This is a genomic window from Pseudomonas sp. 09C 129 (assembly GCF_002843625.1).
Taxonomy (GTDB): Bacteria; Pseudomonadota; Gammaproteobacteria; order Pseudomonadales; family Pseudomonadaceae; genus Aquipseudomonas; species Aquipseudomonas chlororaphis.
The window spans coordinates 1,984,466-2,010,783 of record NZ_CP025261.1; the positions used below are offsets into that span (position 1 = coordinate 1,984,466).

Here is a 26,318-nt window from a genome sequence, read left to right on the forward strand (position 1 = left end):
AACGTATCAGTTGGTGGCAGGAGCCAGTTCGGCATTGCCGCCCTGGCGAAAGGTAATCAGCGTCACCAGCAGGGCCAGGACCGCCAGCGCGGCGGCCGCCAACGGCACGTTGACCAGGCCGTAGCCGTGGGCGATGACGCTGCCGCCGACCCAGGCGCCCAGGGCGTTGCCGATGTTGAAGGCGCCGATGTTCAGCGTGGACACCAGGTTCGGCGCGGCCTTGCCGAAGGTCACCACGTTGACCTGCAGGGCGGGCACCGCGGCGAAGCAGGCGGTGGCCCAGAGGAACAGGGTGACTTCGGTGGGGATCAGCGCGACGCTGGTCCAGGTCAGCACGGAGCTGGTCACGGCCATGGCGATCAGCACGCCGACCAGGGTTCCCGACAGGCTCTTGTCGGCCATCTTGCCGCCGATGATGTTGCCCAGGGTCAGGCCCAGGCCGATCAGCACCAGGGTCCAGGTCACGCCCTGGGGCGAGACGCCGGTCACCTCGCCCAGCAGCGGGGCGACATAGGTGAACAGGGTGAACACCGAGGCGGAGAACAGCGCGGTCATGCTCAGCGACAGCCAGATCCCGGCGCCCTTGAGGGCGATCAGTTCCGAACGCATGTCGAGCTTCTCTTCGTCGCGCTTGGCGGGCAGGAAGCGGATCAGGCCGATCAGGGCAATCACGCCGATCACGGTCACCGCCCAGAAGGTCGAGCGCCAGCCGGCCTGCTGGCCCAGGGCGGTGCCCAGCGGTACGCCGAGCACGTTGGCCAGGGTCAGGCCGGTGAACATCAGGGCCACGGCGGAGGCACGCTTGTTGGCGGGCACCAGGCCTGCCGCGACCACCGAACCGATACCAAAGAAGGCGCCATGGCACAGGGCGGTGACCACACGGGCGAACATCAGCACGTCGTAGTCACTGGCCAGCGCACACAGCAGGTTGCCGACGATGAAAATCCCCATCAACGCCACCAGGGCGGCCTTGCGCGGCAGCCTGGCGGTGGCCAGGGCCATGAACGGCGCGCCGATCGCCACGCCCAGGGCGTAGCCGGTCACCAGCCAGCCGGCGCCGGGGATCGACACACCCAGGTCGTTCGCCACATCGGGCAGCAGGCCCATGATGACGAACTCGGTGGTGCCGATGGCGAAGGCGCTCAAGGCCAGGATGAGAAGCGAGAGGGGCATTGTCGGGTCCTTGTCAGTCTTTGATGCGAAGTTCTGCGGTCAGCTTCTCGAGGAAGGCCTGGATCACATCTTCGTTGCGTTTGAAAAAGTGCCATTGGCCGGCTTTCTGGCTGCTGATCAGGCCGGCCCGCTGCAAGGTCGCCAGGTGCGCGGAGACGGTCGACTGCGACAGGCCGCAGCGTTGGTCGATCTGTCCGGCGCAGATGCCGTACTCGTGGTTGTGGGTCTGATCGGGGAACTGGACCTTCGGGTCCTTGAGCCAGATAAGGATGTCTCGTCGTACTGGGTGCGCCAGGGCTTTTATTATTTCGTCGAGGTCGATGGACATGGCGGTGCTCGTTTTCCGTAAAACGTTATATCGCGATGAGGCGAACTTTAAATCGCTATTTCGCGATATACCAATATGATTTTGATCTGAGATCAGCGTTAATCGGTATATCGGGTTATAACGATATGTTAGGCGCGGTGCTAAGCTGCGCGAATGAATTATCTCGCACATCTGCATCTCGGCGGCCAGCGCCCCGGTCAATTACTCGGCAGTTTGTATGGCGACTTTGTCAAAGGGCGCCTGCAGGGCCAGTTCGACCCGGAAATCGAGGCGGCGATCCAGCTGCATCGCAGCATCGATATCTTTACCGACCGCCATCCGTTGGTGGGCGAGTCGCTGTCGCGTTTTTCCCTGACCCGCCGGCGTTATGCCGGCATCGTGCTGGACGTGTTTTTCGACCACTGCCTGGCCCGGGACTGGGCGCTTTATGCCGACCGGCCGTTGGAGTTGTTCACTTCGGATGTGTACCGGGTGCTGGCGGCCGAACCCCGGTTGCCTGGGCGTCTGGCGCAGATCGCACCGCATATGGCCGCCCATGACTGGCTGGGTTCCTACCGCGAGTTCGAGGTGCTGGAGCAGGTGTTGCGGGGGATTGCCCGGCGCCTGTCACGCCCGGAAGAACTGGCGGCGGCGATGGGCGAGCTGGAGCGGCTGTATCAGCCGTTGAGCGAAGACTTCCGGGCGTTCTACCCGCAGTTGCAGGCATTCGCCGCGCAACATATGCAGCCGCGGTAGGAGCCGGCAAGGCCGGCTCCTCCAGGCTCAGGCAGCGATCAGGTCGCCGGCACGCCGTGGTTCGGCTGGCTGGGCGATGTCGCCAAACAGAACCTTCTGCACCGCCTGTTGCGCCTGGAACGCCAGCGCGGCGCGCTCCTGGCCCTGACAGGCAATCGGCTGCAGCAAATGGATTTCCACCCGGCCCTGATCGTTGGCGAACAGGCGCATCAGGTGCGACAGCAAGTCGTCGTCGCCGATGAACGGCGCCAGCGGATCGATATCGCCATCGCGCAGGTAACGAATGGCCACCGGCTGCAACGCCACATCGGCGTCGATGGCGCTGGCCAGCAGGCGACCGTGGAACGTACGCAAGCTGCGGCCGTCGGTGGTGGTGCCTTCTGGGAACATCAGCAGCGGGTGGGTCTGCTGCAGATGGCGGGTCATCTGCTTGCGGATCAACTGGCTGTCGCCCGAACCGCGGCGGATAAACAGGCTGCCCGCCTTGGCGGCCAGCCAGCCGGCGACCGGCCAGGTGCGCACTTCGGCCTTGGACAGGAACGACAGCGGTGTCAGTGCGCCGAGCAACGGGATATCGGTCCAGGACACGTGATTGCTGACCCACAGCATCGGCTGCTTCGGCACCTCGCCGTGCACCGTCACGCCGAAGGGCAGGGCATTGCTCAGGCGCGCCATGAAAAAGCGCGACCAGCGCTGGCGCCGGACCATGGAATGGGCGACGCCCAGGCGCTCGAACACGCCGAACACACTGGCCATGCTCAGGCCCAGCGCCACCACCAGCAGCACCCGGGCGATGCGCCCGTAGACCCGTAGCCGGCGCATCACACGGCCGCCTTGAAGTGACGGGCGTAGCGCGGGCACAGCTCATCGCGCTTGAGCAGGATGAACACGTCGGCCACCTGGAAATCCTGGTCCCAGCACGGCTCGCCGCAGATCTTCGCGCCCAGGCGCATATAGGCCTTGAGCAGCGGCGGCATTTCGGCGATGACGTTGGACGGGATATCGAGGTTCGGCAGCGGGTTCTTCGGTTCGGCGCGCAGGTGCTCGGTGCACAGGTAGCGTTCGCGCAGGCGCTGCATGATCGCGTGGGCCTGCACGCCGCCGTCCTGCATCGGGATACTGGCGCAGCCCATCAGGTAGCTGTAGCCGCCCTGGTTGAGCACTTCGGCCAGCTCGCCCCAGAGCACGGCGATGGTGCCGCCGTTGCGGTAGGCCGGGTCGACGCAGGTCCGGCCGATCTCGAGGATCGGGCCCTTGAGCTGGACCAGGCCGTGCAGGCTGAATTCTTCTTCGCTGTAGAAGCGCCCCAGGCTGCTGGCGGCCTGGTGGTCGAGCAGGCGGGTGGTGGCGACCAGGCGGCCGCTGTTCAAGTCACGCACGCCGATGTGGCTGCAGTGGACATCATAGTCATCCATGTCCAGACCCAGTTCCGCGCCTTTCAGTTTGGCGTTGAACTCGCCGCTGAAGACGTTGAAGCGCAGGGCCTGGGCTTCTTGCAGGGCCGCGGCGCCCACCAGGCGCTCGGCTTGCAGGCGGCGTTCATTGCCGGTGTCGCTGATGCGGGCGATCTGAGTCATTGTGAATCTCCGTGCGGGCCACTGACCCGCCTTGGGTTGCAGCCGATCGACTTTGTTGTGCAAAGTCAGGCTATGTAGCCCCGGTGTCATCGCCATGAAGCTTTGGTGATGCTTATATGACAGCCCCTGAGGACCCGCTTATGCCCTGGCAAGCCCTGCTGCACAGCCGTCGCCGACTGCCCGCCCACCTGGACCTGGCCGAAGGTTATGCCGCGTTGTTGGAGGAGCTGGGGCCAGTGACGCCCTTCGAACTGGCGGTGCGCGGCGGACGGTTGATGGCCACCCCGGGTCTGGCCTTCCTGGTGGGCTACCAGGCGGCTTTGCGCATGCTCTGGCCCAGCGCGCCGCTGAGCCTGGGTGCGCTGTGCGCCACCGAGCAGCGCAGCCTGCGCCCGGCCGACATGCAGACCCGCCTGCAGAACCTGCACCTGAACGGGCGCAAGGATTTTGTCACCGCCGGCGATGCCGCCGACTGGCTGCTGATCGCCGCCCGCTGCGAAGCGCCAGGCGAGTCGCCGCGCCTGAGCCTGGCGGTGGTCCATGCTGGCGAGCCCGGGGTCAAGGTCGACAAGCTGCCGGCGATCCCGCTGATGCCGGACATCAGCCACGGCCGCCTGCAACTGGATAACGCCCTGTGCGAGCTGTTGGCGGGCGACGGTTGGGATGCCTACGTCAAACCCTTCCGCACCCTGGAAGACATCTATGTACTCAGCGCCATGACCGCCTGGCTGTATGGCGTCGGCCAGGACAACGACTGGCCGCAGACCCTGCTCCTGCAATTGCTGGCCTTGCTCGCCGGTTGCGCGGAAGTCAGCCGGCAGAACCCCTCGCTGGGCAGCGGGCATGTGTTGCTGGGTGGCCTGTTCGCCCAGTTTGACGGGCTCAAACCGGCCCTTGAGCAGGCCTTTGCCGATGGCCCGCCGCAATGGGCAGAATTGTGGAAGCGCGATCGGGCGGTGCTGGACCTGGCGGCGGGGGCGCGGAGCAAACGCCTGGCCAAGGCGCTGGCTCTATAAATAGAAGGGAGTCGCGGGAGCGCCGGCCGGACAAAAACTGTCATCTCCCTGGTCTACCCTCAGCGGGTTCCCTTGCCCGAGTTCCCGCCATGCTCAAAGGCTCGACCCTGCTGCTTGCGTTGCTGTTGATGCTCCCACCCGCCTGGGCCGAGAACTGGCCCGGCGCGCAATGGAGCAAGGGCCCCGCGGCCAGCGGCCCGGCCCTTGAGGCATTGGAGGCCTATGCCTTCGCCCCCCGCAACGACGCGACCCGCCTGGGCATCCGCAGCGACGCCTTGCTGGTGATCCGTGACGGCCAGTTGATCTATGAGCGTTACGCCGGCCCGACCAACGCCGACACCCCGCACCTGACCTGGTCCATCAGCAAGAGCCTGTTGGCCGCGGTGCTGGGCGTGGCCTATGGCGAAGGGCGTTTCCAGTTGCAGGACAAGGCCGTCCGCTTTCTTCCGGCGTTGCGCCAGCACCCGGATATCCGCATGGCCGATCTGCTGCACTGGGCCTCGGGCCTGGACTGGCAGGAGGATTACGAGTACGCGCCCCTCAAGTCCTCGGTGGTGGCCATGCTCTACACCCGCGGCCACGGCGATATGGCGAGCTTTACCGCCGAGCACCCGGCCTTCAGCCCGCCGGGGCAGGTGTTTCGCTATTCCAGCGGCGACAGCAACCTGCTGTCGGCGGCCCTGAAAGGCATGCTGGGCGCCCAGCGTTATGCCGATTACCCGTGGCAGGCGCTGTTCGAGCCCCTGGGCATTACCCACGCCGTGTGGGAAAGCGACGCCACCGGCACCTTCGTCGGTTCCTCCTATGCCTACCTCACTGCCCGCGATCTGGCGCGGGTCGGTTTGTTGATGCTGCGCGACGGGCGTTGGGGCGAGCGCCAGTTGCTGCCCAGGGACTGGGTCGAGTTCAATCGCACGCCGTTCGCCGGTTATCAGGCCAATCAGGACGAGTTGGTGCCTGGCGGCCATTGGTGGCTCAACCGCGCCGTTGGCGGAGCTCCGCCGCCCTGGCCGGATGCGCCAGCCGATACCTTCGCGGCACTGGGGCATTGGGGGCAGGCGTTGTACGTGATCCCCAGCGCCGGGCTGGTGATCGTGCGTTATGCCGACGACCGCGACGGCAGCTATAGCCACAACACATTGCTCAAGCTGGCCCAGGCGGCCTTCGCCCGGCAGGTGCAGCCATGAGCCGGCATCCATGGCTCCTGCGCCATCCCTTTGCCGGCCTGCTGTTGCTGGCGCTGTTGGTCTTGCTCGGCTGGGGCTGGAGTGAGCGGGTCGCCCTGCGGGCCTTCCCGGACATCCTCAGCGCCTACAGCGCCAAGGAGTACTGCTCCTGCCGGTACGTGATGCACAACGCCGCCGAGTACTGCGAAGGTTATGTGCAGCAGTACCTGCCACTGAAAAGCCTGCAGGACGATGCCGAGCACAAGCGGGTCAGCGCCAGCGGCCTGGGACGCAGCCACAGCGCGGTCTGGCTGGGCGAACGCCAGGGCTGTCGACTGGAACCCTGAACGGCACCGCGTAAAGATCGGTAATCCTTTCCCGGGGCTTCCAGCCCCATGCTTATTGGCTCCCCACACAAGGTTCCACCCTGTGGAACCACATTTGATTGTCGCGGGCGACGGCTCGCGGTTATCTGAGGGCACGCCGCGATCACGCCTTGCCGCACCGTGAGACGCTCCGAAAAAAGAACGGGATTACACCCGGCCCGAGGAGATACGTCATGACCCGTTTCCCGCATATCTTTGCCTGGCTCGACGACGTCGCCAGCGACCTGCGCGCCGTGCGCCAGGACATCCACGCCCATCCCGAGCTCGGTTTCGAGGAGAACCGCACCTCGGCGCTGGTCGCCCGCTCCCTGGAGGAGTGGGGTTACCAAGTGCATAGCGGTATCGGCAAGACCGGCGTGGTCGCTGTGCTGCGCAATGGCAACAGCCCGCGCAGGCTTGGCCTGCGCGCCGACATGGACGCCTTGCCGATCATCGAGAACAGCGGCGTGGCCTACAGCAGCCGCCACCGCGGTTGCATGCATGCCTGCGGGCACGACGGCCACACCGCCATGCTCCTCGGCGCGGCGCGTTACCTGGCGGCCACGCGCCAGTTCGACGGCACCCTGACCCTGATTTTCCAGCCGGCCGAAGAAGGCCAGGGCGGCGCCGAAGCGATGCTCGCCGACGGCCTGCTGGAGCGTTTCCCCTGTGATGCGCTGTTCGGCATGCACAACATGCCGGGGCTGCCGGCCGGTCACCTGGGCTTTCGTGAAGGGCCGATGATGGCCTCCCAGGACCTGCTCACCGTGACCCTTGAAGGCGTGGGCGGGCATGGCTCGATGCCGCACCTGACGGTCGACCCGCTGGTGGCGGCGGCCAGTGTGGTGATGGCCTTGCAAACCGTGGTGGCGCGCAACATCGATGCCCAGGAGGCGGCGGTGGTGACGGTCGGTGCGCTGCAGGCCGGCGAGGCGGCCAACGTCATCCCGCAACAGGCGCTGCTGCGCCTGAGCCTGCGGGCGCTGAACGCGCCGGTGCGCGAGCAGATGCTCGAACGGGTCAAGGCGATCATCCACACCCAGGCCCAGAGCTTTGGCTGCTCGGCCAGCATCGAACACCGCCCGGCCTATCCGGTGCTGGTCAACAGCCCGGAGCAGACCGAATTCGCCCGCCAGGTGGGTGTGGCGCTGCTGGGCGAGCAGGCGGTCGACGGCAATACGCGCAAGCTGATGGGCAGTGAAGACTTCGCCTGGATGCTGCAACGCTGCCCCGGCAGCTACCTGTTCATCGGCAACGGCCTGTCCCGGCCGATGGTCCACAACCCCGGCTACGACTTCAACGACGATATCCTGCTGACCGGCGCCGCCTATTGGGCCGCGCTGGCCGAGAGCTGGCTCGAGCCGGCCTGAGTTTTCCCTTTCTTCTGCCGCTGAATCGGGCGCCGTGGCGCCCGGCACTTCCCATAAGGGCCCGACTCGTTACCCGAGAGGCCCGACAAGAATAGAAGGACAGCGCTCATGCACACCTCGAGTTCCAGTGTTTCGCGTACCCGGCAAGTGGTCGCCGCGGTGATCGGCAACGCCCTGGAGTGGTACGACTTCATCGTCTACGGCTTTCTGGCCAGCATCATCGCCCGGCAGTTTTTTCCCTCCGACGACGAATACGCCTCGTTGCTGATGGCCCTGGCCACCTTCGGCGTGGGCTTTTTCATGCGCCCGGTGGGCGGCATCCTGCTGGGCATGTATTCCGACCGCAAAGGCCGCAAGGCCGCCATGCAACTGATCATCCGCCTGATGACCGTCTCCATCGCCCTGATCGCCTTTGCCCCCAACTACGCGGCCATCGGCATGGGCGCGCCGCTGATGATCGTGGTCGCGCGGATGCTGCAGGGCTTCGCCACCGGCGGCGAATACGCCAGCGCCACGGCCTTCCTGGTGGAAAGCGCGCCGGCGCACCGCAAGGGCCTGTATGGCTCCTGGCAATTGGTCGGGCAATGCCTGGCGGTGTTCTCCGGGGCGGCGATGGTGGCGTTGGTCACCCATCTGTTCTCGCCCGAGGACCTCGATCTGTGGGGCTGGCGCCTGCCGTTCGTCATCGGCTTGCTGATCGGCCCGGTGGGCCTGTGGATCCGCAAGTACATGGAGGAGCCGGAAGCCTTCGTCGAGGCTCGCAGGCAGGTGCGCGGCAACGGCCCGGGCCTGATGCAGGTGCTGCGCGAGCACCGGCGCAGCATCCTGGTGTCCATGGGCCTGGCCTGCGGGGCGACGGTGTCGTTCTACGTGGTGCTGGTGAACATGCCGACCTTCGCCCACAAGAACCTCGGCTTGCCGCTGGACCAGGTGTTGCTGGTGCAGATGTTCGCGGTGGCGCTGATGACGGTGGTGATTCCATTGTCCGGCGCTCTGTCGGACCGGCTGGGGCGGCGCCCGGTATTGCTGGCCTTCACCCTGGCGTTTTTCGTCATGGTGTACCCGCTGTATGTCTGGGTCGCCGCGGCGCCCTCGATCGAGCGGCTGCTGGTGATGCAGGTGCTGCTGTGCAGCGCCATCGGCGGCTTCTTCGGCCCGGCGCCGACGGCACTGGCCGAACAGTTCCCGGTGCAGGTGCGTTCCACCGGGGTATCGGTGGCCTACAACGTGGCGGTCATGGTCTTCGGTGGTTTTGCCCCGCTGATCGTGACCTGGCTCAGCAAGGTGCTGGGCACCCCGGTGGCCCCGGCGTTTTATGTCTTGTTTGCCTGCGTGTTGACGCTGCTGGGCACTTATTGCCTGCATGAGGCACCCAAAGAGAAGAAACCGAGCACACTGAATTTCGGGGTGAAGCCTTGATGGATATCGCAATACAAGACCTTGGACCCATTGTCGAGCTGGGCGCCGTCGAGCTGTCCCGGGCGATCCACGCCCGCAGGTTTTCCTGCCGCGAAGTGATGTCGGCCTACCTGGACCGGATCGAGCGCTGCAACCCCCGGGTCAATGCCCTGGTGTCGTTGCGCGAGCGCCAGGTACTGCTGGCCGAGGCCGAGGCGCGCGACCGCCATCTGGACCGGGGCCAGTCCCTGGGCTGGATGCACGGCATGCCCCAGGCAATCAAGGACCTAGCGGCCACCGCCGGGCTGCGCACGACCCTGGGCTCGCCGCTGTTCGCCGAACAGATCCCGGCCCATGACGCCATCTGCGTGGAGCGGGTCCGGGCCAGCGGGGCGATCATCGTCGGCAAGAGCAACGTGCCGGAGTTCGGCCTGGGCTCGCAGACCTACAACAAGGTGTTCGGCACCACCGGCAATGCCTACGACCCGACGTTGAATGCCGGCGGCAGCAGTGGCGGGGCGGCGGTGGCCCTGGCGCTGCGCATGCTGCCGGTGGCCGATGGCAGCGACATGATGGGCTCGTTGCGCAACCCGGCGGCCTTCAACAATGTCTTCGGCCTGCGCCCGTCTCAGGGCCGGGTGCCCCACGGCCCGGCGCCGGAGCTGTTTGTCCAGCAACTGGCCACCGAGGGCCCGATGGGCCGCAGCGTGGCCGATATCGCGCGCCTGCTGGCCACTCAGGCCGGGTACGACTCGCGGGTGCCCTTGTCGCTCAAGGACGACCCGGCGATCTTCAACGAGCCTTTGCAGCGGGACTTTCGCGGCACGCGCCTGGGCTGGCTGGGGGACTACGACGGCTATCTGGCCATGGACGATGGCGTGCTGGCGCTGTGCGAGTCGGCGCTGGGGGATTTTCGCCAGTTGGGCTGCGAGGTCGAGGCCTGCCAGCCGGCGTTTTCCATGGCGGCGCTGTGGCAGTGCTGGCTGGTGCACCGGCATTGGCTGGTCCAGGGCAACCTGGGGCCGCTGTATACCGACCCGCAGAAGCGCCAACTGCTCAAGCCCGAGGCGCAGTGGGAAGTCGAGGGCGGGCTGCGCCTGAGCGCGGCGGATGTCTACCAGGCCTCGCAGATTCGCAGCGACTGGTACCGGGCCCTGGAGCGCCTGTTCGAACGTTACGATTTCCTGCTGTTGCCCAGCGCCCAGGTGTTCCCTTTCGATGCAGGGGTGCCTTGGCCGCGCCTTGTCGGAGGGCGGGAAATGGACACTTACCATCGCTGGATGGAAGTGGTGATCGGCCCGACCCTGGCCGGCCTGCCGAGCCTCAGCGTGCCGGTCGGCTTCAACCCGGCGGGCTTGCCCATGGGCATGCAGATCATCGGCCCGGCCCAGGCCGACCGGGCGGTGTTGCAGCTCGGTCATGCCCACGAACAACTGACGCAGTGGGTCAGGCGCCGGCCGCCGGGTCATCCGTTGTAACCCTCGAACCGGGGTGTGCGGGTTTATCGGGCCCGCATCTTGCTGCGTAAAACGCTCATCCATCCGCTTATCAGGGAGGTCGGCATATGGCCAGCAAGGTAGAAACCGGCAGTGTGCGTTCGGTCGAACGGGCGTTGGCGATCGTCGAACTGCTGGGCCAGCACCAGGCCCTGGGCCTGGAGGAGCTGCATTACCTGACGGCGCTGCCCAAGGCCACGGTGTCGCGCATGCTCCTGACGTTGCAGGAGCAGGGCTGGATCTATCGTGGCCTGAGCGACCGGCGCTACCGGCTGTGCGCCAGGCGGCTGTTCGGCGACCAGCAGCAACGCTTCAAGCGGCAGTTGGTGGAGCGTGCCGCGCCCTGGTTGCAGGCGTTGAGCGAGCGCACCGGGTTGGTGGTCGACCTGTCGTGTTTCGACGGCGAGCGCCTGGAGGTCATGGAAAGTTCGATCCCGGCGGTGCTGCGCAAGCGTTATCCGCATAACTGCCAGATCGTCGGCCACTATTCGAGCCTGTTCCATTCGGCGATGGGCAAGGCGTGCCTGGCCGAGCTGGATCACGAGCAGGTCCAGCGCCTGGCCGTCCGCGAGCGGGTGCCCCAGGAGGACCAGTACCGCGCCTGCGAGCAATCCCAGCATCAGGGTTTCGGCCAGCGCACCGAAGGTTATTGGGAGTACCCGGTGCGGCTGCCGTTCCTGATCCGCGCCGTGGCCTTGCCGATTCGTGACCAGGGCCGGCTGGTGGGCAGCATGGCCCTGCACTGGCCGATGGACCAGGCGCCGGTGGAGCGGGTGCTGAGTTTGCACCTGGACAGCCTCGCGGCGACTGTCCACGATGTCGAGCGCAGCCTGTAGCCGCTGCCGCAGGCTGCAATCGGCCGGCACGGCCGTGACATTCTCGCGGGCGCAGGAGGTCCTGCGGACCTTTCGCAGCCTGCGCCAGCGGCTACGGAATTCACCGTTCGGGGCTGGTCGCTGTTTGCAAGCGCGCGCGGGCCGGTTAAGGTTCGGCTCAGATTTCTCGACCCCATGAGTCTTCCATGTTCAACGCTTCTTTCCCCAAAGCCCTGGGCGCTTTGCTGCTGGCCTGCGCGGCCTGGCCGGCCCAGGCCAACTGGTACCTGGACAACGAGTCCTCGCGCCTGTCGTTCGTCACCACCAAAAACGCCAATGTTTCCGAAGTCCAGCGCTTCCTGGTCCTGCACGGCAAGGTCGACGCCAAGGGCATGGCGCAGCTGGAAGTCGAGCTGGACTCGATCAACAGCGGGATTCCGCTGCGCGACGAGCGCATGCGCAAGGAGCTGTTCGAAATCGAGCGGCATCCGGATGCCCTGATCAACGCACAGATCAACCTGCGCCCGATCAACGACCTGGCGCCCGGCGCGCAGATCGAATTGCGTTTGCCGGTCAATGTCACCCTGCACGGCAAACAGCACGAATATAGCGCCGAGCTCCTGGCCACGCGCCTGGACGATCGGCGTTTCCAGGTGGTGACCCTGGAGCCGCTGGTGCTCAACGCCGCCGATTTCGACCTGGTGCCGGGGCTCGAAACCCTGCGCAAGGCGGCCGGCCTGTCGGCGATCAGTCTGTCGGTGCCGGTGGGTGCGGTGCTGATCTTCACGGCGCGCTGATATGGCGGGCGCGGTCTTTCCCTGGCGTGAAGGCAATCGCTTCGAGTTGCTGATCGACGGTCCGAGTTTTTTCCCGCGGATGCTGGTGGCGATCGCCCGGGCCCGTGAGCAGGTGGAACTGGAGCTGTACCTGGTGGAGGCGGGCGCCTGCGCCGAGGCCATGGTCCAGGCCCTGACCCAGGCCGCCGATCGCGGGGTGCGGGTGCGTTGCCTGTTCGACGACTACGGCAGCCTGGCCTTCACCCTGGGTCTGCGCCAGCGCCTGACGGGCGCCGGGGTCGAACTGCGCTTCTACAATCGCCTGAGCTGGCGTCGCGGGGTGCGCAACCTGTATCGCGACCACCGCAAACTGTTGCTGGTGGATCAGGAACTGGCGGTGGTCGGCGGCACCGGGGTGACCGATGAATTCTGGAACCCGCTGCAAGACAGCTGCGACTGGCATGAAGTCATGGTGGAGATCAGCGGCCCGCTGGTGCTCGACTGGCAGATGCTGTTCGACCGGCAGTGGATCGCCAACCGCTATCGCACCGCCTGGAAGCCGGCGTCGAACTTCGGTCTGCCACGCCTGCCGCGGGTGCCGGCCCAGGGCGAGGGCATGGGCCGGGTGGCCTATGCCGACGCCCGGCAACACCGGGACATTCTGCAATCGCTGGTGCGCGCGCTGAACAGCGGGCACCGGCGAATCTGGCTGGCGACCCCGTATTTCCTGCCGACCTGGAAGGTCCGCCGCTCACTGCGCCGCGCTGCCGGACGCGGGGTGGACGTGCGCCTGCTGCTGACCGGGCCACGCACCGATCACCCGTCGGTGCGTTATGCCGGGCATCGTTATTACCCGCGCCTGCTGCGGGCCGGGGTGAAGATCTTCGAATACCAGCCGCGTTTCCTGCACCTGAAGATGGTGCTGATCGACGATTGGGTGAGCATCGGCTCGTGCAACTTCGATCACTGGAACCTGCGTTTCAACCTCGAGGCCAACCTCGAAGCCCTCGACCTGCCGCTCACCGATGCGGTGCTTGCAAGCTTCCTCGCCGACTTCGACCAGAGCCAGGAAGTCAGCCTAGAAGCCTGGAAAAACCGCCCGCTGTGGCGGCGGATCAAGCAACGGATCTGGGGCTGGGTGGACCGGCTGGTGGTCAACCTGCTCAATCGCCGCGACTGACCCGGCCCGGCGCGGCTTTGGCTTCTGTAGGAGCCAAGCTTGCTGGCGATACGGGCAACGCGGTGTGTCAGCAGAATCGCTATCGTGGGCAAGCCTCGCTCCTACATGGGGGGGCAGGAGCGAGGCCGAGGGGGAGGGTTACAGCAGTTCGAAGCTCTGTTGCTTGACGTCCCGGGAGTCCAGGCCGATCTCGACCTTGAACTCGCCCGGTTCCGCGGCGTACTTGAGCTGGGCGTTGTAGAACTTCAGGTCGTCTTCGCTGATGCTGAAGTGGATCACCTTCTGTTCGCCGGCCTTGAGCTGCACTTTCTGGAAGTTTTTCAGTTCCTTGATCGGGCGGATCATGGAGCCGGCGACATCCTGGATATACAGCTGCACCACGGTTTCACCGTCGCGCTTGCCGGTATTTTTCAGGGTCACGCTGGCGTCGAGCTTGCCGCTCTTGTTCAACGTGGTCGACGACAGGGCCATGTCCGACAGGCTGAAGGTGGTGTAGCTCAGGCCATAACCGAACGGAAACAGGGGACCGGTGGTGTCGTCGAAATACTGCGAGGTGTAGTTGCCTGGCTTGCCCGGGGTGAACGGCCGGCCAATGGTCAGGTGGTTGTAGTAGGTCGGGATCTGCCCCACCGAACGTGGGAAGGTGATCGGCAGCTTGCCGGACGGGTTGTAGTCGCCGAACAGCACGTCGGCGATGGCGTTGCCGCCTTCGGTGCCGCTGAACCAGGTTTCCAGGATCGCGTCGGCCTGTTCGTTCTCGTCGAGCAGCGCCAGCGGCCGGCCATTCATCAATACCAGTACCAGCGGCTTGCCGGTGGCCTTGAGGGCCTTGATCAGCTCGCGCTGGCTGGCCGGGATGTGCAGGTCGGTACGGCTGGAGGATTCGTGGGACATGCCCCGCGATTCGCCTACCGCCGCCACCACCACGTCAGCCTGCTGCGCGGCCTTCACCGCTTCGTCGATCAACTGCTGGGCCGGGCGCGGGTCGTCCACCACTTCCGGGGCATCGAAGTTGAGGAAGTTCAGGTAGTCGACCACCGCCTTGTCGGCGGTGATGTTCGAGCCACGGGCGTAGATCAGCTGCGCCTGGTCGCCCAGGGCGCGGCTCATGCCGTCGAACAGGGTGACCGATTGCGCCGGTACGCCGGCGGCGGCCCAACTGCCCATCATGTCGATCGGCGCCTTGGCCAGCGGACCGACCAGGGCGATCTTGCCGGCCTTTTTCAGCGGCAGGGTTTCATTGGCGTTCTTCAGCAGCACCAGGCTGCGGCGCGCCACATCGCGGGCATCGCTGCGGTGCAGGCGGCTTTCGGCGTTGGTGTCGGCCGGGTCTTGCTCGGCCTTGCCGATACGCAGGTACGGGTTGGCGAACAGGCCCATGTCGTACTTGGCGGCCAGCACTTCGCGCACGGCGTTGTCCAGGTCGCGCTGGCTGACGTCGCCGGACTTGATCAGTCCCGGCAGCTCCTTGGCGTACAGCGAGTCGTTCATGCTCATGTCGATGCCGGCCTTGATCGCCAGCTTGGCGGCTTCGCGGCCGTCCTTGGCGACGCCATGGCGCATCAGCTCGACGATGGCGCCGTGGTCGCTCACCGCCAGGCCCTTGAAGCCCCACTCCTTGCGCAGCAGGTCGTTCATCAGCCAGGTGTTGGAGGTGGCCGGCACGCCGTTGATCGAGTTCAACGCCACCATTACCCCGCCGGCACCGGCGTCGATTGCGGCGCGGTAGGGCGGCAGGTAGTCCTGGTACATCTTCACCGGGCTCATGTCGACGACGTTGTAGTCGCGACCGCCTTCCACCGCGCCGTACAGGGCGAAGTGCTTGACGCTGGCCATGATGCTGTCGGCGTTCTTCGGGCTGTCGCCCTGGTAGGCCTTGACCATGACCTTGGCGATGCGCGAGACCAGGTAGGTGTCTTCGCCGAAGCCTTCGGAGGTGCGGCCCCAGCGTGGGTCGCGGGAGATGTCGACCATTGGCGCGAAGGTGATGTCCAGGCTGTCGGCGCTGGCTTCCTGGGCGGCGATGCGCCCGGAGCGGCCGATGGCGTCCATGTCCCAGCTCGACGCCAGGGCCAGGGGGATCGGGAAGATCGTGCGGTGGCCGTGGATCACATCATAGGCGAAGAACATCGGGATCTTCAGCCGGCTGCGCATGGCCGCGTCCTGCATCGGCCGGTTTTCCGGGCGGGAGATGGAGTTGAAGGTGCCGCCGATGCGCCCGGCGGCGATTTCCTTGCGGATCAGCTCGCGGGGCATTTCCGGACCGATGCTGATCAGGCGCAACTGGCCGATCTTTTCATCCAGGGTCATCTGCTTGAGCAGGTTGTCGATGAAAGCGTCCTTGTTCTGCAGGACCGCGTCCGAAAAGGGTTTTTCCTGGGCCGATACCGGCGTGGTGGCGGCGAGGGCAGGGTGACTGGCCAGGCTGATCAGCAAACCCAGCAAACACAGCTTCTTCATGAATATTGTTCTCTAGGGCCTAAGACAGACGCGATCAGTACGCGTCGAGCGGCCGAAAATTGGGAGAGCGGCTAATAAAGGAACGACTATTGTTGTTCGGATAAATGCAGCACACTTCTGAACTCTTTTTCGCGCTGGGCATCTTTTAGCCGATTGGCCCGATGCAATCCAGTGGTGGCGGCAGATTATGCCCGATGCACTCGATTCAAAGGGTTACAGGTTCCATCCCCTAGGTTGCAAGGAGCGTCACCACCATGAACGTACGACAGAGCCTTCGCTCAAGCTGGCCCGTGATGGCATTGCTGCTGCTCGGCAGCCTGCTCAGCGGCTGCGGGATCAACAACATCCCGACCCTCGACGAACAGGCCAAGGCGGCCTGGGGTCAGGTCCAGAACCAGTACCAGCGTCGCGCCGACCTGATCCCCAACCTGGTGGAAACGGTCAAGGGCTACGCCAAGCACGAACAGGAGACCCTGACCGCGGTGATCGAGGCGCGGGCCAAGGCGACGTCGATCCAGGTCGATGCCAGCACCCTGGACAACCCGGAAAAACTCAAGCAGTTCCAGCAGGCCCAGGACCAGCTGACCGGCGCCTTGAGCCGTTTGATGGTGGTGTCCGAGCGGTATCCGGACCTCAAGGCCAACCAGAACTTCCTGGCCCTGCAGTCGCAGCTCGAAGGCACCGAGAACCGCATCGCCGTGGCGCGTCGCGATTTCATCCTCGCGGTGCAGAAGTACAACACCGAGATCCGTACCTTCCCCGGCCGCCTGTGGCACAGCGTGATGTACAGCAACCTGCCGGTGCGCGAGACCTTCGAGGCCACCAGCCCCGACGCCGACAAAGCCCCAGAAGTGAAGTTCTGATCAGCCGCGGCTACCCGCGGATCGCGCGAGCGGCCGCGGGATCCGCCCCGGCGTTACCACGGATGAGGTTCCAATGCGCGTGTTGAGAGTTGGCCTGGTGCTGTTGCTCTGGGTGTTTGCGATAACGGCCCAGGCCGAGCTGAAGTTCCCGGCGCTGAGCGGGCGGGTGGTGGACAACGCCCAGATGATCGAGCCGGCGGTGCGCCAGCAACTGACCCAGGAACTGGCCTCCCACGAACAGTCCACCGGCGAGCAGGTGGTGGTCGTGACCCTGCCGGACCTGCAAGGCACCAGCATCGAGGACTTCGGCTATCAGCTGGGGCGCTACTGGGGCATTGGCCAGAAGGACAAGAACAATGGCGCCTTGTTGATCGTCGCCCGCGATGATCGCAAGCTGCGCATCGAAGTCGGTTACGGCCTGGAAGATCGCCTGACCGACGCGCAAAGTTCGGTGATCATCAACCAGGTCATCACCCCGGCCTTCAAGGCCGGCCATTTCAGCAAGGGCATCAGCGACGGCGTGTCGGCCATGTTGCTGGTGCTGGGCGGCAATCCGCTGGACGAGCCGAGCGCTGCCTATGACGGTGGCGGCGAGCGTGGCAGTGAGTTTTTCGAGCGGCATCCCGGCGCCCTGGTGTTCCTGGTGCTGCTGTTTATCGTGACGATCTTCGTCTGCCAGTTGCTTGGCATCCTGCCCAGCGGTGGCGGCGGGCGTGGCGGTTCCGGAGGCTTCGGCGGGGGCGGTTTGGGTGGCGGAGGCTTTGGCGGCGGAGGCGGTGGGGGTTTCAGCGGCGGCGGTGGTAGTTTTGGCGGCGGCGGATCGTCAGGCGGCTGGTGACTAACAATAATCGATGAGTATGGGAAGACATGGCACTACTGAGTGAGTACGAACAACGGCAGGTCGCCGAGGCGATCGCCCGGGTCGAACAGCAGACCGATGCCGAACTGGTCACCGTGCTGGCCGCCCGCGCCGACGACTACGCCTATATCCCGTTGCTCTGGGCCAGCCTGCTGGCGCTGATCGTGCCGGGCGTGGTGCATTACGCCACCGGCTGGATGAGCATGCACCTGTTGCTGCTGGTGCAATGGGTGACCTTTATCGTGCTCTGCCTGGTGTTTCGCATCCCGCGGATCACCACTCGCCTGATTCCGCGCTCGGTACGCCACTGGCGCGCCTCGAACCTGGCCCGCCGCCAGTTTCTCGAACAGAACCTGCACCACACCGTCGGCAGCACCGGGATGCTGATCTTCGTCTGCGAAGCCGAGCGCTATGTGGAAATCCTGGTGGACGAGGGTATTTCCAGGCGCCTCGACGACAAGACCTGGGACGCCATCGTCCAGGCCTTCACCCAGCAGGTGAAGCAGGGGCAGACCCTGCAAGGCTTCATCAACTGCATCGAGGCCTGTGGCGAACTGCTCAAGGTGCATGTACCGGTGACCCATGTGCGCAACGAACTGCCCAACCGCCTGGTAGTCCTGGCCTGATTTCCCCCGCTCCTGTAGCCGCTGCCGCAGGCTGCGCAAGGTCCGCAGGACCTCCAGCGATCTTGAGAGCGCCACGGCCTTTCGGCCGATCGCAGCCTTCGGCAGCGGCTACAGGAGGCCCCATCGCCTGGAATTCTGCGCCGCCGGGTAAATAACTCCGTGCCCCGGCGGGCCATCCCCCCTAAAATACCCGCCATTCCCCGATTCACACCCCGCATCGCCCGAGGCACCTTTTACATGTCCGCAACTGCAACCCCCGCCAGCCTCGCGCCGGATCATCACGCCCAGTTTCTCGAATTGCTGGAAACCAGCCTGGCGCAGAACGCCTTTATCAAACTGGTGCTGGCCAAGCATGTGGGGGCCGAGGCGGATTTGCAGCGGCTGATCATCAAGCAACTGACGGTCAAGGAGCAGCCGTGCCTGTCCTTCGTCTACCGCTACAAGACCCGCGACATCACCAAGAATTTCCCCCTCGATGAAGGCGTGGCGCTGATCGCCGGGCTGCTGCCGGCGTCGTTCAAGAACGCGCACCTGCTGTCGCTCACCGATGAGGTGCAGCTCGAATACAGCAAGAAGGGCAAGAGTTCGCTGTTCAAGGGCAAGGCCCAGCAGCAGCGCGAAGTGCCGTCCGCCGAGCACAACCGCGAAAAGAATCGCTACCTGGAGTTGAGCCGGCCCTTCCTCACCGACCTGGGGGTGACCAACAAGCAGCACGAACTGATCCCGGCGATGTCGCGCAAGTGGAAGCAGATCAACAAGTTCATCGAGGTCTTCAGCCATGCGCTGAGTTCGTCGCCGATCGATCTGCAACAGCCGGTGCGGGTGGCGGACTTCGGCTCCGGCAAGGGCTACCTGACCTTCGCCATCCACGACTACCTGTGCAACACCTTGCAGGCGCAAGGGCAGGTGACCGGCGTGGAGCTGCGCGAAGACATGGTGACCCTGTGCAACGCCGTGGCGGCGCGCCTCGACCATCAGGGCCTGGAGTTCAAGTGTGGCGACGTGCGCAGCGTGGCGCCGAGCGAGCTGGACGTGATGATCGCCCTGCATGCCTGCGATATCGCCACCGACTACGCGATCCACACCGGCATTCGTTCCGGCGCGGCGATCATCATGTGCTCGCCGTGCTGCCACAAGCAGATCCGCCCGCAGATGCAGAGCCCGGCGCTGCTCAAGCCGATGCTGCAATACGGCCTGCACCTGGGCCAGCAGGCGGAGATGGTCACCGACAGCCTGCGCGCGCTGTTCCTCGAAGCCTGCGGCTACGAGACCAAGGTCTTCGAGTTCATCTCCCTGGAACACACCAACAAAAACAAGATGATCCTCGCGGTCAAGCGCGCCGAGCCCCAGGACCCGACCCAACTGCTGGCGAAGATCGGCGAGCTCAAGGCGTTCTACCACATCAGCGAGCACTGCCTGGAAACCCTGCTGCGGGCCGACGGCTACCTGGGCTGATCACGCTCCTGTAGCCGCTGCCGCAGGCTGCGATCGGCACCGCAGGGGCCGCAAACCAGGCGACGCGCTACATCTGACAGGGCCGGGATACCGCCTTTGCGCCGGCTACGCCGTCGATCGCAGCCTACGGCAGCGGCTACAGTTTCGCGGTGATCAGCGGTGCCGGACGCACAGCGGTCTTGCGCCCGAGCATCACGGTGAGGATCACGCCGACGGCGAACAGCCAGGTGACCGGTTCCACCTGTTCGCCGAAGAACAGCGCCGAGAAGGCGATGGTAAAAAAGATCTGCAGCAGCTGGATCTGGCTGACCCGGGCGATGCCGCCCATGGCCAGACCGGCGTACCAGGCAAAAAAACCGATGAACTGCGAGAACAGCGCCACATAGCCGAAGGCCCACCAGGTCTTCGCCGAGACCGCGCCCTGATGCTGTGCCGCGAGGTACCACACTGGGCCGATCAACAGCGGCGTCGACAGCACCAGCGCCCAGCAGATCACCTGCCAGCCGCCCATCTCCCTGGCCAGCCGGCCGCCTTCGGCATAACCCAGGCCGCCGACCGCGATCGCCCCGAGCATCAGCAAGTCGCCGGCCTGGATACTGCCGGCGCCGCTGATCAGCGCGTAGCCCAGGACCAGGGCGCTGCCCAATGCGGCGCAGCCCCAGAAGGCTTTCGACGGCCGCTCATGGGACAGCCACGCCGCGTACAGCGCCACGCACAAGGGTTGCAGGCCGTTGACCAGTGCGCCATGGGACGCCGGCAGAGTCTGCATGGCCCAGGCCGACAGCACCGGAAAGCCCAGGATCACCCCGGCGATCACCAGGCTCAGACCCTTGATCTGCTTCCAGGTCGGCCACTTTTCCCGCCGCCAGAGCAACAGCAGCGCCGCCGGGATCGCCGCGAACAGCGCCCGTCCCAGGCCGTTGAGCAGTGGGTGAAGTTCCTGCACCACGATGCGGGTGAAGGGCAGGGTCAGGCTGAAAATAACCACGCCGAGCAGGCCCAGGGCCATGCCGGTATTTTCGCGGGAAGACATGATGACAACCGTTTTTTATTGGGGAAGGGCAGGTGCGCTTATCTAGCCATAAACCCACCGCGGCACCCTGTTACAGCTGTACGCAGAGTTATCCATACAGTTCGGCTTCTGTAGGAGCGGCCGGTCGACGCTCGATTGCCCGCGATGAACGATAACGCGTTGTATCAGGCAATCCGCGTCGCCTTTATCGCGGGCAAGCCTCGTTCCTACGGGGCCGGGGTATTGATGCGTTTCTGGGGTGAGGCGTAGTACCGGGTTATTACCCGGCCCCGCGGATAGGGACTACCTTGAATACTCCTGTTTTCCCTTGAAGAGGAGTCATCTCCATGGCCGCGAAAAAAATCCTCATGCTGGTCGGCGATTACGTCGAGGACTACGAAGTGATGGTGCCGTTCCAGGCGCTGCTGATGGTCGGCCACACCGTGCATGCGGTGTGCCCGGACAAAAAGGCCGGGCAGACCGTGCGCACCGCGATCCACGACTTCGAAGGCGACCAGACCTACAGCGAAAAACCGGGCCATCAGTTCGCCCTGAATTTTGACTTCGCCAAGGTCGAGGCCGCCGATTACGACGCGCTGCTGATCCCCGGCGGTCGCGCCCCGGAATACCTGCGGTTGAACGAAAAAGTCCTGCAACTGGTGCAAGCCTTCGACCAGGCCGGCAAGCCGATCGCCGCCGTCTGCCACGGCGCCCAGCTGCTGGCCGCGGCGGGCATTCTCGAAGGCCGCGAGTGCAGTGCGTACCCGGCCTGTGCCCCGGAAGTGCGCCTGGCCGGCGGTACCTACATCGATATTCCCGTGACGGACAGCCACGTCCAAGGCAATCTGGCGACGGCCCCGGCCTGGCCGGCGCACCCCAGCTGGCTGGCCGGTTTCCTCGGTTTGCTGGGCACCCAAGTCACCCTGTAAGCGGATGATCCGCCGGCGCTGCTTTTCTGTCAGGAAGCAGCGCCATCGTCCTACCCCTACAACCGAGGAGCGCCCAGCATGTGCGAGCTCTATGTCAAAGCCGACCCGATCCTCTACGAGTCCCGTTCGCGCTCGCTGCGCATCTGCGGGGTGGTCACCACCCTGCGCCTGGAAAACCAGTTCTGGGACATCCTCAGCGAAATCGCCGAGGTCGATGGCATGACCACCAACCAGCTGATCGCCAAGCTCTACGAAGAGGTGATGGACTACCGCGGCGAAGTGGTGAATTTCGCCTCGTTCCTGCGGGTCAGCTGCACCCGCTACCTGAGCCAGCGCCGCAGCGCCACGCCGGAACTCAGCGTGGTGCGCAGCGCCACCCAATAACCCCGCACCCTGTAGCCGCTGCCGAGCCTTGGCGAGGCTGCGATCGACTTGGGCGGCACTCCGACGTAGCGGACGCCAAGCCGGACAACACCCTACCCGTAGGAGCGAAGCTTGCTCGCGATGGACCCGAGAGCGCCACCTGAGCCACTGAGCAGGCGGCATCGTTCCAGGCATACCGCGTCGTCAGGTTTTGCGGGGCTGCGCCCCGATCGCAGCCTCGCCAAGGCTCGGCAGCGGCTACAGGTGGCGCAGTTGGTGGGGCGGGTGCTCTCGCGATCACCAGAGCAGCGCCGAAGTGGGATTACTGGTACGACGGCAAGCCGGCCCGGGAAGAGTTGCCGGGCAGTGACGGCGGGCCGCTGATCGATATCGGCGAAACCCGTGATGGCGGTTCCTATCAGCAGCGCATGGGGCATATCGCCGTGTGGAACTCAGTGATGGACGAGCACAACTATCTGGTGCGGCGCTGGGGGATTTCCTTGGCGGGCAGGGTCGTTGGCAGGGGTAAAGGCTGAGGGCTAGAGCGCCAGGCGCGTCAGTTGGCGCAGGTCGGCGATCACCGCCGGGTTGCCCCCTTCGAGCACATCCAGGCGAATCTGCGCGATCAGCGATTTCAGCAACTCGGTCTGGGTCATCCGGGTCGTCTCCAGCAGGCGGGCGAGATCCTCGGCCACATAATGGTTCACTTTCAGCGACAGGCGCTTCATCGAACGGGCGGCAGGCAACTGGCGGGCCTCGACCTGCTCCGCCAGATACGCGGCGAAGCCGCTATGCACCTGCTCCAGACCAGACACGGCGGGTGCGCTGAAGTAGTAGCTGAAGAACAGTTTGCGCATCTGCACCCCGGCGTCCTGGGCCACGGAGTGCATCGCGGCATCCAGGACGTCGAGGTAGACCGCAGGCAGCCGCGCCTCGATGGAGGTCAGTTGCTGCTTGCGGGCGTCCTTGATCGCTGGTGTCGACTGGGGCGGGATGGCCACCGTGGTGGCGCAGTGGTCGCAGACTCCCACCAGGATCTCCCGGGCCTGGCCATGCCCATCGCTGAAAGGGACGTCGCGACGGATGTAGGTGATGCCGACGACCTGTTGGCAATGCTCACAGAGCGCCTTGCCCCGGTCGCCCTGCAGAAAAAGTTTCATGGGGTGCCCTCATCGGTGAACGCTGATGAACCACGCATCGGGTTCGATAAAGTAGAACTTGATGTACCAGCCCGCCTTTTTCAGCACATGGACCGCGATGCCCGGGACGCTGTGATGTGCGCTGCAACTGTGGTCCGTGCCCTTGCAGGCGCTGATGATCTCGATCAATTGCCGGGCCGAGACCTCGCCTGTGGCCAGCAGGTTCTTGATCTCGATCGAGCCACGCGCCGCATGCAGATAGTTTTCCGTTTGCAGCGCGCTGATCAGGTCTCTCCGGACCTGCCTGAAGCCTCTGTCCATGATGCTTTCTCGTTTGTACGATACTTGTCGTACGAATTCAACAGGAAATCAACTGAAAGCGCCCGAAGGCATCCCTGTGGTTTTCAGGGGGAGATCGATCTTAGCCCGGCAGGAGCGGGCAGGAGGGCTTGGCTAAAGGCTTGCAACACATCCTTGGCGGCCAGCGGCAGGTGCGGGCGATCTGCATGCTGCGGTGCATCGAGTACACCGCAGCCGGATGCAGTCAGAAGAACCGGGTCACGCTGATCTTGGCGTTACGCCCAAGGCTGGAGGCGTTTTCGCCGCTCAGGGGCGGGCGGTAATCGCGGTTGAACATGTTGTCCAGGGTGAAGTTGACTTCCGTGCCCTTGAGGTACGGCTGCTGCGGTTTCCAGTTGGCGAACAGGCCCTGCACGTTGTAGCGGTCGTTCTCGTACTGGTCCCAGTAGGAGTCGCCCAAGGCGCTGGCCGGGCCGCTCGGGTAGACGTCGCTCGGCACGCGGTCGGTCTGGCGTACCCACTGGCCCTGCCAACCCACCTGCGCATCCCACTGCGGGATTTTCACCCCCAGGGTGGCGACCCACTTGCGCGGCGGAATGTCCCGCGCCCAGACATTCGGCCCCCAGGGATTGGTGTAGGCGCCTTCATGCTTGCCGGTGATCCAGGAGTAGGACAGCGAGCCGAACAGGTAGGTCGAATCGTAGAAGCTCTCGACCTCGAAGCCCTTGATGGTCAGGTCGCCGATATTGCGGTAGACCCCGATCGTCGGCTGGTTGCACACCTGGCCGATGTTCTTGCCGCTGCTCAGTTGCTCGGGGCAGCCGATCCCCAGGTTCTTCATGATTTCGTCCTTGATCTCATTGCGGAACACGGTGGTGCGGATCTGCACGCTATCGGCATCGCTGAACACATTGGCGAAGCTGGTGATGTTACCGGCGCGCAACGCGGTGATGCGCTCCGGGTCGAGGTCGCGGCTGGTGGCCGAGCGGGTGGTGCCCGGCGCCTGGACTTCGTACTGCTCGTCGATCACTGGCGCGCGCCAGGTCTTGCTGTAGTCGGCGAACAGGGCGAATTGCGGGGTGACCGTCCAGAACGCCGACAGCCGTGGCGACCAGCCGGTGTAGGTCTTGTCGCCATAATCGTGGCCGACCACCGGGTTGGGGCTGTTATAGATCGGCGCGTCGTTTTTCTGCCCACGGTTGCGCACATGGTCGTAGCGCAGGGACGGGGTCAGGGTGAAGTCGCCCAGGGTGATCGCGTCCTGGATATAGAAGGCGTTGTTGTCGACCTTGCCATGGGGCATGAAGCCCGGCTGGTAATGCCCGTTGTTGTACTTGGGCACCTCATAGGTCTTGCCCGGCATCCACATGTCCACCTCGCGGGTGTGCTTGCGGATCTGGATGCCATGGGTCAGGGCATGTTCCAGCGGGCCGGTGTTGAAGCGGCTGGTGTTTTTCAGCGAGAGGATCCTGTCCTCGTAACCCACGGTGATCTTGCGTCCACCGGAGGCGGGCTGGGTATAGGCGTTCGGGCCGCGCTCGTCGGTCTGGTCGGTCTTGGAATCGGAGTACTTGGCCTCGAAGTCAATCCACGGGTTGTCCAGCGGCGTGTACTGGTACTTGGCCTGCCAGGTGGTGTCGACGGTATTGCGCTGGGCCAGGAAGCGCCGGGTGGCGCCGTCGTAGCCGTACTTGTCGATATCGCTCTGGGTCGGTGGCGTCGGGTAGCTCTTGGCCGAGAAGGGCGCCCAGATATCGCTGTTGGAACGCATGTAGCTCAAGCCCAGGCGATGTTCGTCGGTCAGTTGCATGTTCAGCTTGAACAGCTCGCCGTCCAGGTCCTGGGCGGTGTTGGGCAGGCGCTTGGGGTTGATCGGGTAGGCGTTGCGCGGGTCCGGCTGGGCGCTGGCCAGCTTCATGTCGTCGCCGTCGCGTTTGGTCCAGTAGGCCAGGGCATCGAAACGCCGGTCCTCGGTGCGTCCGTACACCGCGCCGGTGTAGGCCTGCTCATGGCTGTTGCTGCTGTAGCCGTACTTGAGCATGGCGCCGCTGTCGCGGCCTTCCTGCAGTAGGTCGGGGGCGTCCTTGGTCTCCATGTGCACGGTGCCGCCGAAACCACCGTTGCCGGTCTCGGGCGAGTGCGGGCCCTTTTCCACTTCGATGCGCTTGATCAGTTCCGGCTCGATGAAGATCGAACCCTGCTGGTAGCGTTCGAAGCCGCTCTTGGTCGCGCCGTCGACGCTCATCGGCACGTCTTCGGCGTCGCCCAGGCCCCAGATGTTGATGGTCTGGCCGCCGGGCTTGAGCGAGCCGCCGAGGCTGACGCCGGGCAGGGTGGCGATCAGGCTGGGAATGTTGGTGGCCTGGTGGCGATCGATCTCGGCCTGGTTCAGGGTCGAGCGGCCGACCGTGGCGGAGTCCACTTCCAGGCCGCTGCCGATGACGCTCATGGCCCCCAGCTGCAGCGCCGAACTGCGGGTGCTGCTGTTTTCCGCGGGGCGCACCACGTAGGTCTTGTCGACCTTGACCAGGCTGAACTCGCTGCCACCCAGCAGTTGCCGGATCGCCGCCTCGGGGCTGAAATCGCCCTTCAGCGCCGGGGCCTTCACGTTGCGCAGCAACTCTTCGTCGAACAGCAACTGGATCTTCGCCTGCTGCGCCACCTGGCTCAGCGAGGCCGCCAGCGGTTGGGCGGGCAGGGCAAAGTTGAACGATTCGACTTGAACCTGGGCCTGGGCCTGCAGGCTGAACGCCAGGCAGGTGGCGAGCAGGGTCGGACGCGAACAGATGAGCTGCAAGTGATAAGGCGCGCGAAACATGAAATCCCCCGGAGCGGCGACAAAGGCCAGAAAAGGTGTGCGTAAACAACGCAGACCGGAGGAAGACGCGTCAGCAAAATAAAACCTCATATGCGAATG

The 26,318-nt window shown here is 65.0% G+C and carries 25 protein-coding genes and 1 pseudogene; 17 read left to right on the plus strand and 9 right to left on the minus strand.

Translation table 11 applies throughout. The features are described 5' to 3' along the window. Window positions 1-6: 6 nt before the first annotated feature. Window positions 7-1,173, minus strand: a complete 1,167-nt coding sequence (locus CXQ81_RS09130; RefSeq protein WP_007926564.1) for an MFS transporter — start codon at window positions 1,171-1,173, stop codon at window positions 7-9. 13 nt (window positions 1,174-1,186) lie between these two features. Beyond that, window positions 1,187-1,501, minus strand: a complete 315-nt coding sequence (locus tag CXQ81_RS09135; protein WP_007926562.1) for a helix-turn-helix transcriptional regulator — start codon at window positions 1,499-1,501, stop codon at window positions 1,187-1,189. A 153-nt stretch (window positions 1,502-1,654) separates the two neighbouring features. Here CXQ81_RS09135 and CXQ81_RS09140 point away from each other — a divergent pair, with 153 nt between their 5' ends. Continuing rightward, the gene (locus tag CXQ81_RS09140; RefSeq protein ID WP_007926560.1) at window positions 1,655-2,236 is read left to right on the plus strand and encodes an ACP phosphodiesterase; all 582 of its coding nucleotides are present in this window, start codon (window positions 1,655-1,657) and stop codon (window positions 2,234-2,236) included. 27 nt (window positions 2,237-2,263) lie between these two features. Here CXQ81_RS09140 and CXQ81_RS09145 read toward each other — a convergent pair whose 3' ends face one another. Both CXQ81_RS09145 and olsB read right to left on the minus strand, forming a co-directional pair. Next, on the minus strand, window positions 2,264-3,058 hold the full coding sequence (locus CXQ81_RS09145) for a lysophospholipid acyltransferase family protein (RefSeq protein WP_101337047.1): 795 nt from the start codon (window positions 3,056-3,058) through the stop codon (window positions 2,264-2,266). Beyond that, window positions 3,058-3,813, minus strand: a complete 756-nt coding sequence (gene olsB / locus CXQ81_RS09150; protein ID WP_007926556.1) for an L-ornithine N(alpha)-acyltransferase — start codon at window positions 3,811-3,813, stop codon at window positions 3,058-3,060. The genes CXQ81_RS09145 and olsB overlap by 1 nt, the downstream gene beginning before the upstream one ends. 140 nt (window positions 3,814-3,953) lie before the next feature. On the opposite strand from olsB, the gene CXQ81_RS09155 reads away from it, so the two are divergent. From CXQ81_RS09155 to CXQ81_RS09195, 9 genes are all read left to right on the plus strand, one after another. Next, window positions 3,954-4,829 (plus strand): acyl-CoA dehydrogenase family protein, encoded by an 876-nt coding sequence (locus CXQ81_RS09155; protein ID WP_101337048.1) that lies wholly within the window; start codon window positions 3,954-3,956, stop codon window positions 4,827-4,829. A gap of 89 nt (window positions 4,830-4,918) precedes the next feature. After that, window positions 4,919-6,016, plus strand: coding sequence for a serine hydrolase (locus tag CXQ81_RS09160; RefSeq protein WP_101337049.1), 1,098 nt, complete (start codon window positions 4,919-4,921; stop codon window positions 6,014-6,016). Next, a complete protein-coding gene (locus tag CXQ81_RS09165; protein ID WP_101337050.1) occupies window positions 6,013-6,342 on the plus strand; it encodes an amidase in 330 nt (109 codons plus the stop codon). Before CXQ81_RS09160 ends, CXQ81_RS09165 begins: the two co-directional genes overlap by 4 nt. 212 nt (window positions 6,343-6,554) lie before the next feature. After that, a complete protein-coding gene (locus CXQ81_RS09170) occupies window positions 6,555-7,730 on the plus strand; it encodes a M20 aminoacylase family protein (protein WP_101337051.1) in 1,176 nt (391 codons plus the stop codon). 108 nt (window positions 7,731-7,838) lie between these two features. Continuing rightward, a complete protein-coding gene (locus tag CXQ81_RS09175; protein WP_101337052.1) occupies window positions 7,839-9,149 on the plus strand; it encodes a citrate-proton symporter in 1,311 nt (436 codons plus the stop codon). Continuing rightward, a complete protein-coding gene (locus tag CXQ81_RS09180; protein WP_007927442.1) occupies window positions 9,149-10,606 on the plus strand; it encodes an amidase in 1,458 nt (485 codons plus the stop codon). Before CXQ81_RS09175 ends, CXQ81_RS09180 begins: the two co-directional genes overlap by 1 nt. Window positions 10,607-10,692: 86 nt before the next feature. Beyond that, window positions 10,693-11,460 (plus strand): IclR family transcriptional regulator, encoded by a 768-nt coding sequence (locus CXQ81_RS09185; protein ID WP_007927441.1) that lies wholly within the window; start codon window positions 10,693-10,695, stop codon window positions 11,458-11,460. 185 nt (window positions 11,461-11,645) lie between these two features. After that, window positions 11,646-12,236, plus strand: a complete 591-nt coding sequence (locus CXQ81_RS09190; protein WP_009042522.1) for a YceI family protein — start codon at window positions 11,646-11,648, stop codon at window positions 12,234-12,236. 1 nt (window position 12,237) lies between these two features. Next, on the plus strand, window positions 12,238-13,395 hold the full coding sequence (locus CXQ81_RS09195) for a phosphatidylserine/phosphatidylglycerophosphate/cardiolipin synthase family protein (protein WP_101337053.1): 1,158 nt from the start codon (window positions 12,238-12,240) through the stop codon (window positions 13,393-13,395). 138 nt (window positions 13,396-13,533) lie between these two features. Here CXQ81_RS09195 and bglX read toward each other — a convergent pair whose 3' ends face one another. Next, window positions 13,534-15,855: a beta-glucosidase BglX gene (gene bglX / locus CXQ81_RS09200; protein ID WP_101337054.1), complete on the minus strand. Its 2,322-nt coding sequence runs from the start codon at window positions 15,853-15,855 to the stop codon at window positions 13,534-13,536. A gap of 254 nt (window positions 15,856-16,109) precedes the next feature. On the opposite strand from bglX, the gene CXQ81_RS09205 reads away from it, so the two are divergent. From CXQ81_RS09205 to CXQ81_RS09220, 4 genes are all read left to right on the plus strand, one after another. Continuing rightward, window positions 16,110-16,718 carry a LemA family protein gene (locus CXQ81_RS09205; RefSeq protein WP_007927437.1) on the plus strand — a complete coding sequence of 203 codons (609 nt, stop codon included), beginning with the start codon at window positions 16,110-16,112 and terminating at the stop codon, window positions 16,716-16,718. A gap of 73 nt (window positions 16,719-16,791) precedes the next feature. Then, a complete protein-coding gene (locus tag CXQ81_RS31620; RefSeq protein ID WP_101337055.1) occupies window positions 16,792-17,556 on the plus strand; it encodes a YgcG family protein in 765 nt (254 codons plus the stop codon). Window positions 17,557-17,585: 29 nt separating this feature from the next. Continuing rightward, window positions 17,586-18,203 carry a TPM domain-containing protein gene (locus tag CXQ81_RS09215; RefSeq protein ID WP_007927435.1) on the plus strand — a complete coding sequence of 206 codons (618 nt, stop codon included), beginning with the start codon at window positions 17,586-17,588 and terminating at the stop codon, window positions 18,201-18,203. Between the two features lie 237 nt (window positions 18,204-18,440). Next, window positions 18,441-19,658, plus strand: a complete 1,218-nt coding sequence (locus CXQ81_RS09220; protein WP_101337056.1) for an SAM-dependent methyltransferase — start codon at window positions 18,441-18,443, stop codon at window positions 19,656-19,658. A gap of 136 nt (window positions 19,659-19,794) precedes the next feature. Here the strand turns inward: CXQ81_RS09220 and CXQ81_RS09225 are convergent, their stop codons facing one another. Beyond that, window positions 19,795-20,691 (minus strand): DMT family transporter, encoded by an 897-nt coding sequence (locus tag CXQ81_RS09225; RefSeq protein ID WP_053259896.1) that lies wholly within the window; start codon window positions 20,689-20,691, stop codon window positions 19,795-19,797. 326 nt (window positions 20,692-21,017) lie between these two features. Between CXQ81_RS09225 and CXQ81_RS09230 the strand changes: the two genes are divergently transcribed. From CXQ81_RS09230 to CXQ81_RS09240, 3 genes and pseudogenes are all read left to right on the plus strand, one after another. Continuing rightward, window positions 21,018-21,599 (plus strand): DJ-1/PfpI family protein, encoded by a 582-nt coding sequence (locus tag CXQ81_RS09230; RefSeq protein ID WP_101337057.1) that lies wholly within the window; start codon window positions 21,018-21,020, stop codon window positions 21,597-21,599. Between the two features lie 78 nt (window positions 21,600-21,677). Beyond that, on the plus strand, window positions 21,678-21,983 hold the full coding sequence (locus CXQ81_RS09235) for a ribbon-helix-helix domain-containing protein (RefSeq protein ID WP_097136505.1): 306 nt from the start codon (window positions 21,678-21,680) through the stop codon (window positions 21,981-21,983). 244 nt (window positions 21,984-22,227) lie between these two features. Continuing rightward, window positions 22,228-22,498, plus strand: a pseudogene (locus CXQ81_RS09240) (signal peptide prediction); the annotation flags it as partial. 3 nt (window positions 22,499-22,501) lie between these two features. Here CXQ81_RS09240 and CXQ81_RS09245 read toward each other — a convergent pair. The 3 genes from CXQ81_RS09245 to CXQ81_RS09255 all read right to left on the minus strand — a co-directional run bounded on the left by CXQ81_RS09245 (window position 22,502) and on the right by CXQ81_RS09255 (window position 26,219). Continuing rightward, window positions 22,502-23,122, minus strand: a complete 621-nt coding sequence (locus CXQ81_RS09245; RefSeq protein WP_101337058.1) for a hypothetical protein — start codon at window positions 23,120-23,122, stop codon at window positions 22,502-22,504. Between the two features lie 9 nt (window positions 23,123-23,131). After that, entirely contained in the window at window positions 23,132-23,422 is a 291-nt protein-coding gene (locus CXQ81_RS09250; protein ID WP_178081052.1) for a hypothetical protein, read from the minus strand. A 223-nt stretch (window positions 23,423-23,645) separates the two neighbouring features. After that, window positions 23,646-26,219: a TonB-dependent receptor gene (locus CXQ81_RS09255; RefSeq protein ID WP_101337059.1), complete on the minus strand. Its 2,574-nt coding sequence runs from the start codon at window positions 26,217-26,219 to the stop codon at window positions 23,646-23,648. Window positions 26,220-26,318 lie beyond the last annotated feature (99 nt).